The organism is Pseudomonas khavaziana (assembly GCF_036704165.1).
GTDB lineage: Bacteria > Pseudomonadota > Gammaproteobacteria > Pseudomonadales > Pseudomonadaceae > Aquipseudomonas > Aquipseudomonas khavaziana.
Map to the genome: position 1 here is coordinate 2,369,456 of NZ_CP129946.1, position 13,534 is coordinate 2,382,989.

The following is a 13,534-nucleotide window of genomic DNA, read 5'->3' on the forward strand; positions in this document are numbered from 1 at the left end:
CTGATTCGATAAAAAACGTCGGGTTGATTCACACCCTCGCGGGTTGGTGGCGCAGGCGCAAGTTGGGCTGAGCGTCGTTGGTTGCGATTTTACATATTGTCATTGGTATTCGTTGCTCGCACGGAACTGCCGGGTTCATCCAGCCACACATGAGGTGCTCGTCCGAGTGGAATCCATTCGTTGATATTGGCCATCACCGAGCCGATCACCAAGCGGATATGCACCTCAAAGAGTTGGAGAAAGCCCATGTCAATCGATGGTGTACTACCTCCCGGCCGGTCTCTCGCCCCTGGTGTACCAGTTACGCAACCAATGGCGCCACCATCGGTCGACAACGCTGGCGCCTGGGGTGAAACGCCCTCCGAGCGCGCGACTGGTGGACTTCGCAAGCCCTTCTTGCTGCGCGGTGCATTGTCTGCCCTGCGTCATCGAAATTTGCAGAATTTGCCCATGGAGCGGGCGCAGTTTTCCCCGCCGGGCCCCAACTACACAGACAAGCAGTTGGCGGGTGCGTTGGAGAAAACCTTCGGGCTGCTGCACCCGTACCTGAATGATGGGCGCTTGACCTGGTTGTCATTGCAGCGGATAGCCGCTGAACCCACCGGAAAAAACGAGGAGTTGGATGCCGCGATCCAAGTCGTCAGGGAAATCCTCGAGCGCCCGCGACTAAGCGATACGATCTTCAGTCGTGACGGTGATATCACGCGAGATAGTCTCAGGGCAGCGGCCCGGGCATTGCAGGGCAACAGTTCCCCGAGCGTCTTCAGTCAGGATCCCTTTCATGCCCAGGGCAACGCTGAAGTGGTTGAGGCGCTGCAAGCGCAGTTCGAGCACTTGAGAGATAAAACCAAGGATCGGACCTTTCTTTTCGAACAGCACCAGTACGTTGATATCGCCAAGCTCAAGGCAGTCATGCAGGATCCGTATGAGGTCGATCAACAGGGCAACCCAGTGCTGGACCCGTCCACCGGGATGCCCCGATCCAAGTACAGCGAACTGTGCGTCTACACGGCGAAGAACATCGTTGAGCGGCCGGGTCTGCTACCTGCGCTGGAGCACGCGAATACCCCACGCCTGTTTGGCCCGCCGCATGTAGAAGGCCACCTGTGCGACAAAAACCTCGAACGTTGGCAGGAGCAGCAAAAAGCTCGCAAAGCACGTTGACGTCGTGGACTACACCTTGAGAATTTTGCCGCTGATAGCGACTGCCGCCAGCAACACCGCAATCAGTACGAAGGCGGTACTCAAACTGCTGCCATGGGCAATAAAACCGATCATGGCGGGACCGGCGAGAATACCGGCATACCCCAGGGTGGTGATGGCCGGCACCGCAATATGTTCCGGCATGACCTTTTGTTTACCGACGGCAGTGTAAAGAACCGGCACGATATTCGAACACCCGGCACCCACTAGTGCATACCCGAGCAACGCCGTTTCCCAGGCGGGTAATAGTGTCGCCAGAAGCAAGCCGGCGCAGGCCAGCGCGCCTCCAATCACGATCACACGCAAGGTGCCCAAGCGTCGGACAATAGCATCACCGGTCAGGCGCCCAGCGGTCATGGTCAAGGCAAATGCCGCGTAGCCAAGGCCGGCATAGGCCTCATCAAGGCCACGCTCAGCACTCAGGAATACCGCACTCCAATCCAGCACGGCACCTTCAGCCAGGAACACGATAAAACACAGGCAGCCGATAAACAGCACCACTCCGTGGGGCACTGCAAATGCAGGGCCTGAGCTTTCACTGCCATACGGCAACAGATGCGGTGCAGCCTTGAGCAGCGCAACGGCCATGATAATGACCACCACCAGGGTCGCCTGCAGGGGCGACAGGCCCAGCCCCAGCAGACCGGAAACTCCTGCCGCGCCGACAATGCCACCCAGGCTGAACAGGCCATGAAACCCTGACATCATGGTCTTGCCACTGGCGCGCTCAACGATGACGGCTTGCAGATTCACGGTGGAGTCCACGGTGCCCAGGCCCGCACCAAACAGGAATAACCCGGCGATCAGTAATGGGATCGAACTGACAGTGGCCAGAATCGGAAGGGCCAGGCAGATCATCAGCGTCCCGGCAGTAAGCACGCGCCGGCAACCGTAGCGAGACGCCAAAGCGCCCGCCGCCGGCATTGCGATGATCGAACCTACCCCCAGGCACAACAACAATAGACCAAGCGTGCCTTCGTTCAGGTTCGCGCGCGCCTTGGCATACGGCACCAAGGGCGCCCACGCGGCAATACCAAAACCGGCGATAAAAAAAGCGATACGGGTGGACATTTGTTCCAACCGCCCGGGAACCACGGGGGGTGGGGTAGCAATGGCAGTCATGAAAAATCCTTGGTTTTGCGTTCAGCGAACGATGTCCGGCGTGACATCCTTGCACATCAGGCCTTTTCGAGCGAGCAGGGTTCCCTTCGCGTGCGGGGTAAAAAGCGCAGGGGCGCCAGTGCGTTTGCGGGCGCAGGCTAGGAACTCGTTGAGTGTCAGTCCGGGTGGGCCACCCGATTAAAAACCTGTACCTGTGAAAACCTCGGGCGGCTTAAAGTAATGTCAGCTGTTTCCTGAATGATTAGTTGTGAAACTGCAATTCAAAGTAAGAACTTACTTGATATTAGCGAAGGCTTTTTTTTCAGCATTTTGCATTGTTTAAAAAGATAGTTACAGCCGCGATGTACGAAATTTCTCTTTTGTTTTTCAACATCCAAAACGCTGCCGAAATCGCTAAGCTTTAGCGTGTTCAGGTGCTTTTTTTCGCAAGCCATTAAGGGTTGGCGAGGAAGAGTATTTCAATCGAAAAAGTTGATGGCGGGTAACAAAGGATGGTTCACGCGTTTTCTTCCTCACGTTTTAAATTGTCTTTTCCAGGAATTAATACGGACTTCCAGGTGTTGGCCTTCAAAGGTCACGAAGCCCTCGACCAGCCGTACTTCATTAACATGCAATTGATCAGCGAAGACCCTTCCCTTGACCTGGAAGCCTTGCTTCGTCAACCCGCCTATCTGGCCTTCGGCGAGGTGGATACAGGCCTGCACGGGCAGGTCTACGCCATCGGCCGGGATGACCCAGGTCTTCGGTTTACCCGTTATCACCTGACGCTGGCCCCCCGCCTTGCATGGCTTGCCCATCGCCGCAACCAGCGGGTTTTCCAGCAGCGCAACGTGCCGCAGATCATTGCGACGATCCTTGAGCACCACGGTATTCTCGCCGATACCTATACCTTCGAGCTGGGGCCGGTGGTGTATCCCCCGCGGACATTCTGCGTGCAATACATGGAGTCCGACCTGCACTTCATCCAGCGATTGTGTGAAGAGGAGGGTATTCACTTCCATTTTCGCCACAGTACGGACAATCATCTGCTGGTGTTTGGTGATGACCAGACAGTATTTCGACGGTTACCGGCGCAGCGTTATTGTTCATCGCCTGATCCGGCGCTCGAGGCCCGGGTCGTCCAGCGTTTCGACCGGCGCCTGCAAACCCGCAGCCAACGCACCGTACGCCGTGACTTCGACTTTGAGCATCCTTCGTTACACCTGCAAGTCCAGGCCGGAGCCACAGACCCTTTGGAAGACTATGGCTACCCCGCCGGGTTCACCGGTTGTGCACGGGGGGCGCAGCTGGCGCGACGCAGCCTGGAGCGTCATCAGCGTGATAGTCATCGAGTATTGGGCAAGAGCAATCAGCCGGCGTTATGCAGCGGTCACTTTCTTGAGTTGCGTGACCACCCGGATCCAGTCTGCAACGACTTGTGGCTACTGACTTCGGTGCGTCATGAGGGCTACCAACCGCAGGTGTTGGAGGAGGCCGCATTTGAAGTCGACAGGGTTCAAGGCTATCGCAACCGCTTCACTGCGACACCTTGGCGCGCAGAGCATCGACCGCCGCTCAAGCACCCCAAGCCGACGATCAGTGGCAGCCAAACCGCGACGGTGACCGGGCCCGCGGGTGAGGACATCCATTGCGATGCCTATGGCCGTGTGAAGGTGCGCTTTCATTGGGATCGCCTGGACAAACCTGACGATACCAGCAGCTGTTGGCTGCGGGTGGCGTCCGGTTGGGCGGGGGATGGGTATGGCGCCATGGTCATTCCACGGGTGGGCATGGAAGTGCTGGTGAGCTTCCTGGAGGGCGACCCCGACCAACCCCTGGTCAGCGGTTGCCTGCCCAACGCGCTGCACCTGCCCGCCTACCCCTTGCCACAGCACAAGACGCGCAGCGTTCTGCGTAGCCGCAGTTCTCCCCACGGAGCAGGGGCCAACGAGTTGCACCTTGAAGACAGGCGCGGCGAAGAACTGATCTACCTGCGCGCACAACGCGACCTGGAGCAACAGGTGGGCCGTGACAGCCGCCTGGAAGTCGCCGGGCAGAGGCATGAAATCATTCGGGGGGTGAGCACGGTCCGGCTGGAAAGCGAGGAGCATCGCCACGTCGACGGTGATCGCAGGGTAACGCTCAAGGCGCATGATTACCTTGACGTGCAGGGCGATAGCCTGACCCGAGTGGGCCGGACCATAGTGATCGAAGCCGGCCAGCAGGTTCATCTCAAGGCGGGTGCCAGCCTGGTAATCGACGCGGGTGCGAAACTGAGCCTGAAGGCGGGTGGAGAGCACCTGGTGATTCAAGCCGGCAGTATTTTCAGCAGCCGCACCATCAGCCTTGGCGGCACACCGTCGGTATCCCATCCGGTGGGCTCTGGGCGGGTTGCCGCGCCGGTTTGCGCGGTGCAAGGCATCATCATGGACTTGGCCAAGCAACTGGGCGCGGATTTTTGCCCCCTGTGCGAAGACTGCCGAGAAGGCGGCTGCGATATCGCGGGAAGGGCGGCTTGATGGACAGCTTGCCCAATCGCTGGATAGCCCAACAGCGGCAGAGGGGGTATGCGCTGTGCCTGATGCTGGAGGGCCAGAACACGGCTCGCCAGCCCCTGTTGGCAGGGTGCAGCCTATCGCGCTATTGCGAACTCTGCAGCGAGACCGATGCGGCGCAGTTAGCGAGCTCAGGCCCGGTCATAGTGTTGCTGGAGCAGATGCAGGAACCTGCATTGGTCGAGCTGCTGCAACACCCCGAGTCGAATTGGGGGTGGATGGGCAGTTTGCCGGCTGCCGATCTGGACGATGTGACGCGACATTGGCGCGCGCGATTGCTGCTGGGCCCCAAGGGCCAGCAGGTGCTTTATCGCATTCACGACAACCGCACCCTGGGTCGTGCCTTGTCCCATTTATCGAAAGCGCATTGGCCGCACTACCTCGGGCCGCTCATCAGCGTGTGCTATTGGCATGAAGGCCGTTGGTGCCAGGCCGAGAATCCCGCACCAGGCGACTACCCGGTACCCGACCCGCCACCCTGGCTGGGCGCACCCAATCCCCAGGCCGAAGCAATCCTGCACGCCAATATCCTGCGCTACCTGTTAGCCGAGCACAGTGAAGACCTGGCTGCATTGGTTGAGTTTCAAGACCCGAGGGTCTGGTTGGCCCAGGTATTGGAGCAGGCGCGCACCTGGAAATGGCGCACGCCGGAGCAATTGGAGTTTTTGGTGGTGCGTCGGTTGGAAGAGGCGACCCGCAACAGTTTTGTCCATTGGCAACCGAGGGGAGGCGAGGCGCCAGGGGCGCATTTTGAACGGGTGGTGGGGCAGTGGCGCAGGGAGGACGGGAAGGGTGAATAAATGGATGAAAGTGGGGTTGCTTGTGGTTGCGGTAGCAGGCCTTTCGGGTTGTACCGGGAGGGCCGTGGAGCATTTCACGTTGGAGGTGGATTTGCCGCCGCAGTTCGAACTTAAGACGGCAGCTAATTATCGACCTGCAACGGGTGAGATGTGCGCCTTGCCGAGACGCCGAGGCAAGAGACCAGAGCGGAAAGTCTTTTTTACGGACTACAAACCTGTCGCGAGCACGGTGAGTTATGAGTTGCCGCTGACTGAAACGGTAGAGGGGTGTCCGTTGGTGCTACGTAGTCTGGAGTTTGATTTCTATGCGAAGTGGGGAAAGCGGAGTACGGATGTGGGTGGGGATATTGCCACTATCTCTATCAGAGATTCTCTGGATATGCCCGGGATGCGGGAGTCAGATGCGCAGGATTTTTCGGGCCAGTGTCAATGGTTGTTTCGGACTGTAGGCCCTCTTCACGGGATTAGGAAAATTCTCCAATGCCGTTCGGTTAATGCGGAGGGGAAATTGCAAAAAACACGAGTAGGTGGATTCGCGCAACGAGACGAACTCCCAGGAAAAACCCTGAGGATGGTGCTGACTTTGACTGATGAGGAGAGACCCGCTTTTGACGATAACTGGGTAGCTGTTCCAGGAGGGTGGAAACGCTGTAAAGGTAAGGACTTCTCTGATCGGGATGCCTACTGCAACGGCAACACGACCGATTTTAAACCTATAAAAATGCCGGACGGTCGCATTTGCGATATCTATCCATCGTGTGAGTGAAGGAGTGAGTCATGTGCACGGACGCAAGGAAGCGATCATTTTTCAGTGATAGCACGCTAGCTTGTTCATTACGAGGGCAGTGGGTGAGCTTTTGCTTAGTCGACGAAGTCGGAGTAGGAACGATGTATGGCGGTCTGCCGTATACCGTTCGCGACAGTGCAGGACAGCAGTACAAAGGTCGATTGAACGGAGAGGGGGGCGCCAAGTTAAAAGATATTTATAGCGGTCCCGTGGTTCTTGTTTTTGACGAACTTTATTCAGGAGCAGAACAGCCATATCGCCGATTAATGATGCGGCCGACGTATCAACTTCCTATCAGCGAGCTTCAAGTTCGGGCAGAACAAACTAAATTTTCTACGTCCCATGGGCGTCGTGTTGAAGCCAATCCTGCTCAACAACAAGCTGACCGGTTCTATCAAGTCGAAGTCAGAGATCTGGTTCGACATGTCGCCCACTTGCCTCCGATAACGCCTCGTACCCATCGTCCCAAACGTCATTCATTGAAAATGATGGCCGAGCTGGGATTCGGCCCGCCCGAGCCAACATTAGCGGGTATCGTGCTGTTTCCAAACAAGCACACCATTCTCGAGGTACGACCATTGCGGGCCTTGCGCCCAATGCTATCTGTCGAAGACAACATCTGTGCCCTCAATGTGTATCAACTGGCATTGTTTGCTGCGTTGAGTTATTGCGATTTTGGGCAAGTCCCTCAAGAAAAACCCTTAAAGGAGGTCCGGTTTCCGTTAGATCCAAGCGTTGGAAATCTGTTCGCTGAACAGCTGTCGGTGTATCACGAAGCCTGGCAAATCGATCCGAAGCAAACGCAGCGTTTCTATCCGCTCTATGAAGACGTCCCATACTCCCGGCGTTTCGAAATCTTGCCTTTCGATCCTGACTTGTATCCCCAAAATCGCCCGGAACTGAAGGACGAGCAGGAACACCCCGCACGCCTGCATTTTTTCGATGACGAAAAATTTGGCACTGACACCCAGGCGTTCATCACTCACCACGACGAGGTCATTCTGATCTCCGTGCGAGGAACCGTCAGTGGTGCTGATGCGCTACGCGACGCGGACGCCCATCAAGTGGCTTTCGTCGAGGGCGTTGGTAAAGTCCACGAGGGCTTTTACCAGGCTTACCGGGCTATGCGTGATTTCGTATTGCAATACCTTGACCAATTCCATATCGGCCAGCGCATTGTGATTTGTGGTCACAGCCTTGGCGGCGCTATTGCATTGCTATTGGCCGAAGGGCTGCGCCGAACCCCGGATGCTAACTACAACATTCTCCTCTACACCTATGGCGCCCCTCGCGCCGCCGACTCCGAGTTCATCGCCGGCGCCTCATCCCTGGTCCATCACCGAATTGTCAATCACAACGACCCCGTCCCCAGCGTTCCGGCGCGCTGGATGAACACCACGGCCAAACTCTGGATTCCGGGCGCTGTCACCTTATTCAGTGCCCCCGCGCCCGGTGGCCTGCTGTTCGCCGCGGGGCTTGTACGGGTGGGCGGCAACCCCTATCAACATCACGGTGAGCAACATCACTTCATGCCGATCACGCTCCCGGACGGCACTCATTCTTCGGTGCTATGGAGACCTGGCTGTGAGTCCATCCAGGAGGCGGGCTGTCATCGCGCATTGCAACTCCAGGGCGATATGCCCGCCCGTGACAATCTGCTGCGGCAACTTTTTCAGGCCCGCCAACACTTCATGACCGCCAGCTACATCCCCGCAGCCTGGGCCACACTGCGGCGCTGGCAGCAAGCCCTGGATCGCCAAGGCCCCCTGGTGACCTTGAGGGAGTTTGAGCTGCTCGACCGCGCCCTCGAAGACATGCGCGAGCAATTGAGAGCCAAACGGCGGGAACTTGCCCGCCAGCGTCCAGCCAATGATCGCAGCTATGAACCTACCGATGCCTTGAACGCCGAGATCGACCGTTTGCACACCAGCCGCGAGCGCCTGGAAACCCTGCGCTGGCGTCGCCTTGAAGCTCGCGACGTCTACGGCAGTCATGCACAGTCTGCGCCCCTGCAATCGAGCCTCAAACGTTGGTTCAGTCACCCTGAAAACCGCGAGTTTGCCCAATTTGCCAGCATTCCGCCGCCTGCACACCATGATCAGGCAAAGGCGCAAACGCTGGACATCGACTCAATCGTCTAGCCAGCCGGATTACATAAACTCGACTTGCGCCGGCTGTCGTTTCATCAGCACCTTACCGTTGCGGATTGAGTACAGCGGCAGGCCCTGGCTGCGAATGACTTCATAGTCACTGTCGGCGGACAGGATCAGCAGGTTGGCGGGGCGACCGGCCTGCAGCCCATATCGGTCGCCCAGAGCCATGGCCTTGGCGCTGTTGTCGGTCACCAGGTCAAGGGCACTTTGCAGGTTGCGGTAGCCGAGCATATGGCAGATGTGCAGGCCCGCTTCCAGGACTCGCAGGATGTTGCCGTTGCCCAGGGGGTACCAGGGATCAACGATGGAGTCCTGGCCGAAGCACACGTTCATGCCGGCCTCAAGCAGTTCGTTGACACGGGTGACGCCCCGGCGTTTCGGGAAGCTGTCGAAGCGGCCTTGCAGGTGGATGCTTTCAGTGGGGCAGGAGACAAAGCTGATGCCTGAATGCCCGAGCAGACGGAACAGTTTGGCGCAGTAAGCGTTGTCGTAGGAACCCATGGCCGTGGTGTGGCTGGCGGTGACCCGCGCGCCCATGTCGCGGCTGCGGGCTTCCTCGGCGAGAACTTCGAGAAAGCGTGAGTGCGGGTCGTCGGTTTCGTCACAGTGCACGTCCACCAGGCAGCCCGTGCGTTCGGCCAGGTCCATGAGGAATTTCACCGAACTGACCCCCTGGTCGCGGGTGTATTCGAAGTGGGGGATACCGCCGATCACGTCGGCGCCCAGGCGAACGGCTTCCTCCATGAGCTCGCGGCCATTGCGGAACGACTCGATGCCCTCTTGGGGGAAGGCGACGATTTGCAGGTCGACCAGGTGTGTGCTTTCTTCGCGCACCTCCAGCAGGGCCTTGAGTGCCGTGAGATCCGGGTCGGTGACGTCGACATGGGTGCGCACATGCTGGATGCCGTGGGCGGCGAGGGCCTGGATGGTTTTTTTTGCGCGGGTCTTGGTGTCTTCCAGGGTAATAGTGGCCTTGCGCTCACCCCAGCACTCGATGCCTTCAAACAGCGTGCCGCTCATATTCCAGCGCGGTTCCCCGGCGGTGAGGGTGGCATCGAGGTGGATGTGGGGTTCGACGAAGGGCGGTATGACCAGGTTACCGGCGGCGTCCAGGTCGCCGCTCGTGAGTGTCGGCATGCCGGTTTGCGCAGTAATGCTGGCGATCCGGCCGTGTTCCAGGTGCAGATCATGCAGGCCTTCACGGTTGCGCAGGCGGGCATTGATGATGTGCATGGTCAAGTTCCTCTTGGCTAAAAACAATCAGGCAGACAGCCGCCTGATACTCAGGGCGATACCGATGTCCAGGCGGTCATGGCACGTAGTATGGCGCTGAGCAGCATATAGGTCAGCGACGCGGCAACAATCCCCACCAGTGGTGCGACCCACGGCGAGTTGAACGCCAGCACGGTACCCACCCCATACGCTACCAGACCGGGACAGTTGAACGCCGGCAGGCGAGCATCCGCCAGGCGTGGGTATTGACCACGATGGCGATAGAAGAAGTCCGCCATGATTACCCCGCCAATCGGCGGGATGACCGTGCCCAGCAGGATCAGGTACGGCACCAGCATGTCGTACATGCCAAGCAAGGCGAGCAGGGTGCCGATCACCGCACCGGCCAGGGTCACGGTCTTGCGGCGTCGGGTGCGCAGCAGGTTGCAGCCGGCGACGGCAAAATTGTAGATGGTGTTGTCCTGGGTGCTCCAGATGTTGAGCAGTAACATGGCCATCGCCGCCATGGCGAAACCCTGCAGCAGCAAGACTTCCACCACATCCGGTTGCTGATAGACGATGGCGCCATAGGCGCCGATCAGCACCATCAGGCCATTGCCGATAAAAAAGCCGATCAGGCTGGCCAGCACTGCGACCTTGGCCGAGCGTGAAAAGCGCGTCCAGTTGGTAGCTTGGGTCGCACCGCTGACAAAGGTGCCGAACACCAGGGTAATCGCCGTGGATAAGTCCAATTCACCGGTTGGCACCACCGCCAGCAGACCATCCAGGCCGCCGACTTTCACGGTCGCCACCCACATCGACAGCACCAGCAATATGCCCATGGCCGGCACGGCGATATAGGACAGGATTTCCAGCCCGCGATACCCCACGTAGGCCGTGGCGCAGAACAGCAAGCCAAACACCACCATCAACCCCAGTACGCTGCCATGGCTCAATTCAAAATACTTGCCCAATACCACGGCCGCCGTGGCAGTACCCCAGGCATACCAGCCAATCTGGGTAAAACCGAGGATCAAGTCACTGAGCTTGCTGCCGACTTCGCCAAAGCAGAAACGCCCCATCAGCACCGAGTTCAAGCCGCTCTTGAAGGCGATGTAACCCAGACCTGCGGCGTAGATACCCAGCAACAGGTTACCCAGGGCCACGACGCCGAGCATCTCGGTGAAACTGAACGCCACCCCAAGCTTGCCGCCGGCAAACATGGTCGCGGTAAAAAACGTGAAGCCCAGCAGCACCATGGCCGTGGATGCCAGGCCCTTGCGCGCATGCAACGGGACTTCGCTGAGGGGGTAATCGTTGCCGGGTTCCTGCTGCGTCATGTGGGTTGCTCCCTGGATGAGTGACGCAGGCCTGTTGCAGCGTGCGTGCCAAGTCAGAGGCAGTGATGCGCCCAGGTTGTGCAGCGTATTTATAGTCAAACCGGGAAGTGTCGCAGAGAAGGTCATGCCCGGGTTGCCGGTCAAGCGCGAAAACGGTGCAGCAGTGACACAAGTTGGATCTGTTAAATCGCCTGCAGAACTTTGCTCATGTACACCCGGCGCAGACCGTTTTCCACGGCCCGATGGGTTTGTGCATACCCTCGACGAGCGTATAGCGCGATGTTCTCGGTCATGGCCTCATTGGTGTACAGGTAGATGTGCGTGTAGCCAGAGTCGGCTGCTTGTCGCTCGGCGAAATCCATCAGCACGCGCCCTAGCCCCAGGCCTTGGGCAGCCGGTGCCACGGCCAGGTTATCCAACAGCAGGCCAGTGTCGGTATCGAGCAGGATGATAAAGCCTTGGACCTGCCTCGCATGGTCCAACACATATACGCCACCGGCCTCGATTCGCTGGCGATAGTCTTCCAGCATCGGCGCGGGTTTGCGGCCGATGCGCGAGATGTAAGGCGAATAAGCAGCCTGGGCGATGGCCTCAATGGCAGCAACATCATCGACAGTGGCGGGGCGCATCATTGCAATGAACTCCTCTGAAAAATGCCACTGGCACTTCGGAAAAAACCACCCGCAGGTGGTTTTCCGACACGCGATCGCTTACTCGCCGCGATAGATGCAACCGCTGGTGCAGGTTTCATGGATACGAATCGCACTGAGCTCGGGCAGCAAGGGCTTCAATTCATTCCAGATCCACTTGGCCAGCACTTCGCTGGTGGGGTTTTCCAGACCGGGGATGTCATTGAGGTAGTTGTGGTCGAGGCGTTCGTAGAGCGGCTTGAAAATCGCCTTGATCTCCGAAAAGTCGCGAATCCAGCCTGTATGGGGATCGAGGTCGCCGCTCAGATGGATTGCGACCTTGAACGAATGCCCATGCAGGCGCCCGCATTTGTGGCCCTCCGGCACGTGGGGCAAGCGGTGGGCGGATTCGAATGTAAATTCCTTGAAGATTTCCACAGTGTTTTCAGCTCGGTCAGGTGTCTGGCAGTCGGCGAGTTTAACAGTTTGAGCAGCCCCTGCGCACACCGCTCCTACCGTTAAAGGGCAAGCAGTCGGTCGCCCAGCGCGCCGTTATCCGCCAAGGCCAAAAACTCATCCCCTAGTCGCCGGCTCTCGCTCATCGCGGTTTGCCAATACTTGTTGCGGCTTGGGTCATCGCCCATGAAGCGCTTGAAATCACTGCGGTCCGGCAGTTTGCCGTAGGGCAGGCGTGCCAGGTAGTCCCTGGAGGGCGCCAGCAGCAACACATCCTGCAAGCCTTGCGGGCTGCTGCGTCGCCATGGCAGGCCCTTGTCAAACCAGCCGGGGATGACTCGGTCAGTGAAGTGCGGGTACAGCACAATGTCATCGCCGTGGTAGGGCAGGTCGAGGTGATAATCGAGCAGGCCACCGTCGCGATAGGTACCGGCACCGGCCCCGGGCAGGTCGCGCACGCCTTGCATGACCATGGGGATCGAGCCGGACGCAAGCAGCGCCTGGCGCAGGTTGCCCAACTCCAGGCTGAGGAAGCGCGATGGGAAGTCCTGAAGGGGATGCACCGGCGGTGCCTGGCGCGGGTCGTGAATGATCAGCCGCTCGAAATGCCGCGACAGCCGTGCGCGGCTGCGCAAGTTGTCGGCGATCACCGAGGACAGGCCCAGCCCCAGCCGTCCACGGTGGTCGTCGGCGAGCAGGCCGTGGCTCTTGACCACCATGATGTTCAGGCGATAGTCGGGATTGTCCAGTATGCGTGCATCACGGCCAGCCAGCAGGTCATCGAGCATGCGCTGGCAGCTCTGGCTGACATCGGCCATGGTCACGCCTTTGGCAAAGCGCTGTTCGTTATACAAGCGGCCCAGGTCCAGCAAGCCTTGCACAGGGTCGGGCAGGCAGGCGCTGGCGAACCGCCATGAACCGATGGACGCGCCGATCAGCGCACGCTCGCGCGGCATGCGGGGTAGCCAGTCACCAAACAGCGCCAGGTCCAGGCCCTGGATGCCCAAGGCCTTGGGGCCGCCAGCCGCACCGGGGAGAATGCCGACGTCGGCAGGCGCAAGACCACCCTCGCGAATGCGGGCGAAGGCGCGTTTGCCGGCCTTGAGGGTCAGGGCAGGGAACTTGATATGGATGGCTGTCATACCGGTCTCTGATTGGGCGAACGGGGCATTATAGAAAATATCGCAGACGGTGGGAGAAACGGCTTGCGCGCAATTGCCATGGTGGCAATTCAGTTTCAGTTAAGTTGCAGCAGGTAGGGTGACCTGCGTAGGAAAACATCCTGTAACGGAGACTTA

11 protein-coding genes are annotated in these 13,534 nt (G+C 58.9%); 5 read left to right on the top strand and 6 right to left on the bottom strand.

Features of this window, described 5'->3' with window-relative positions; genetic code table 11:
- The first annotated feature begins 246 nt into the window (after positions 1 to 246).
- The gene (locus QYQ93_RS10635; protein WP_200893592.1) at positions 247 to 1,164 is read left to right on the top strand and encodes a type III secretion protein; all 918 of its coding nucleotides are present in this window, start codon (positions 247 to 249) and stop codon (positions 1,162 to 1,164) included.
- Positions 1,165 to 1,173: 9 nt separating this feature from the next.
- On the opposite strand, the gene QYQ93_RS10640 is transcribed toward QYQ93_RS10635, so the two are convergent.
- Positions 1,174 to 2,325, bottom strand: coding sequence for an MFS transporter (locus QYQ93_RS10640; protein WP_338476883.1), 1,152 nt, complete (start codon positions 2,323 to 2,325; stop codon positions 1,174 to 1,176).
- 491 nt (positions 2,326 to 2,816) lie between these two features.
- On the opposite strand from QYQ93_RS10640, the gene QYQ93_RS10645 reads away from it, so the two are divergent.
- The 4 genes from QYQ93_RS10645 to QYQ93_RS10660 are packed head-to-tail and all read left to right on the top strand — an operon-like array spanning position 2,817 to position 8,587.
- On the top strand, positions 2,817 to 4,823 hold the full coding sequence (locus tag QYQ93_RS10645) for a type VI secretion system tip protein VgrG (RefSeq protein WP_338476884.1): 2,007 nt from the start codon (positions 2,817 to 2,819) through the stop codon (positions 4,821 to 4,823).
- The gene (locus QYQ93_RS10650) at positions 4,823 to 5,659 is read left to right on the top strand and encodes a DUF4123 domain-containing protein (protein WP_338476885.1); all 837 of its coding nucleotides are present in this window, start codon (positions 4,823 to 4,825) and stop codon (positions 5,657 to 5,659) included. Before QYQ93_RS10645 ends, QYQ93_RS10650 begins: the two co-directional genes overlap by 1 nt.
- 4 nt (positions 5,660 to 5,663) lie before the next feature.
- Complete coding sequence (locus QYQ93_RS10655) at positions 5,664 to 6,425, top strand: hypothetical protein (protein WP_043050981.1); 762 nt, start codon at positions 5,664 to 5,666, stop codon at positions 6,423 to 6,425.
- An 11-nt stretch (positions 6,426 to 6,436) separates the two neighbouring features.
- A complete protein-coding gene (locus QYQ93_RS10660) occupies positions 6,437 to 8,587 on the top strand; it encodes a lipase family protein (RefSeq protein WP_338476886.1) in 2,151 nt (716 codons plus the stop codon).
- A 9-nt stretch (positions 8,588 to 8,596) separates the two neighbouring features.
- Here the strand turns inward: QYQ93_RS10660 and codA are convergent, their stop codons facing one another.
- The 5 genes from codA to QYQ93_RS10685 all read right to left on the bottom strand — a co-directional run bounded on the left by codA (position 8,597) and on the right by QYQ93_RS10685 (position 13,378).
- A complete protein-coding gene (gene codA / locus QYQ93_RS10665; protein WP_043050979.1) occupies positions 8,597 to 9,832 on the bottom strand; it encodes a cytosine deaminase in 1,236 nt (411 codons plus the stop codon).
- 50 nt (positions 9,833 to 9,882) lie between these two features.
- A complete protein-coding gene (codB, locus tag QYQ93_RS10670; protein ID WP_338476887.1) occupies positions 9,883 to 11,151 on the bottom strand; it encodes a cytosine permease in 1,269 nt (422 codons plus the stop codon).
- A 182-nt stretch (positions 11,152 to 11,333) separates the two neighbouring features.
- Complete coding sequence (locus QYQ93_RS10675) at positions 11,334 to 11,783, bottom strand: GNAT family N-acetyltransferase (protein ID WP_043050977.1); 450 nt, start codon at positions 11,781 to 11,783, stop codon at positions 11,334 to 11,336.
- Positions 11,784 to 11,861: 78 nt separating this feature from the next.
- Positions 11,862 to 12,218, bottom strand: coding sequence for a 6-carboxytetrahydropterin synthase QueD (gene queD, locus QYQ93_RS10680; protein WP_003190259.1), 357 nt, complete (start codon positions 12,216 to 12,218; stop codon positions 11,862 to 11,864).
- Positions 12,219 to 12,298: 80 nt separating this feature from the next.
- Positions 12,299 to 13,378 (bottom strand): hypothetical protein, encoded by a 1,080-nt coding sequence (locus QYQ93_RS10685; RefSeq protein ID WP_043050976.1) that lies wholly within the window; start codon positions 13,376 to 13,378, stop codon positions 12,299 to 12,301.
- Positions 13,379 to 13,534: the final 156 nt, after the last annotated feature.

Bases quoted from the DNA above. Each gene is read 5' to 3' on its own strand.
- QYQ93_RS10655 (WP_043050981.1), top strand. From the start codon at position 5,664: ATGAAAGTGGGGTTGCTTGTGGTTGCGGTAGCAGGCCTTTCGGGTTGT.
- QYQ93_RS10675 (WP_043050977.1), bottom strand. From the start codon at position 11,783: ATGATGCGCCCCGCCACTGTCGATGATGTTGCTGCCATTGAGGCCATC.
- codB (WP_338476887.1), bottom strand. From the start codon at position 11,151: ATGACGCAGCAGGAACCCGGCAACGATTACCCCCTCAGCGAAGTCCCG.
- QYQ93_RS10650 (WP_338476885.1), top strand. From the start codon at position 4,823: ATGGACAGCTTGCCCAATCGCTGGATAGCCCAACAGCGGCAGAGGGGG.
- QYQ93_RS10640 (WP_338476883.1), bottom strand. From the start codon at position 2,325: ATGACTGCCATTGCTACCCCACCCCCCGTGGTTCCCGGGCGGTTGGAA.
- QYQ93_RS10660 (WP_338476886.1), top strand. From the start codon at position 6,437: ATGTGCACGGACGCAAGGAAGCGATCATTTTTCAGTGATAGCACGCTA.
- QYQ93_RS10685 (WP_043050976.1), bottom strand. From the start codon at position 13,378: ATGACAGCCATCCATATCAAGTTCCCTGCCCTGACCCTCAAGGCCGGC.
- QYQ93_RS10635 (WP_200893592.1), top strand. From the start codon at position 247: ATGTCAATCGATGGTGTACTACCTCCCGGCCGGTCTCTCGCCCCTGGT.
- QYQ93_RS10645 (WP_338476884.1), top strand. From the start codon at position 2,817: ATGGTTCACGCGTTTTCTTCCTCACGTTTTAAATTGTCTTTTCCAGGA.
- codA (WP_043050979.1), bottom strand. From the start codon at position 9,832: ATGCACATCATCAATGCCCGCCTGCGCAACCGTGAAGGCCTGCATGAT.